Origin of the sequence: Streptomyces viridochromogenes, from assembly GCF_001270495.1 — a bacterium.
Classification (GTDB): domain Bacteria; phylum Actinomycetota; class Actinomycetes; order Streptomycetales; family Streptomycetaceae; genus Streptomyces; species Streptomyces viridochromogenes_A.
Genome location: NZ_LGUR01000154.1, coordinates 1 through 294, shown reverse-complemented (window position 1 = coordinate 294; position 294 = coordinate 1). Strand labels below are relative to the sequence as shown.

1 protein-coding gene is annotated in these 294 nt (G+C 70.7%); it reads left to right on the top strand.

Annotation, left to right across the window (positions count from 1 at the left end; translation table 11 throughout):
• The coding region (locus ADK36_RS16465) for a hypothetical protein (protein WP_048587683.1) at positions 1–294 on the top strand (294 nt) is incomplete at both ends.

Sequence of the window (294 nt, the reverse complement as noted above, 5' to 3'; positions counted from 1 at the left end):
GGCGTCTTCCCCGCCACCATCAGCCCCCACGCCATCGCCGACCACCGCACCATCACCCCCATCCCCCACCACTGGACCTACGCCCAAGCAGCCTCGGTGCCGACGATCTATCTGACCGCCTATTACGCGCTGCGTGATCTCGCGCAGTTGAAGAAGGGCGAGTCGGTGCTCGTCCATGCCGCCGCGGGCGGGGTCGGTATCGCCGCGACGCAGATCGCCCGGCACCTCGGCGCCGAGGTCTACGCCACCGCCAGCCCCGGCAAATGGGACCTCCTGCGCGCCGCCGGCATCCCC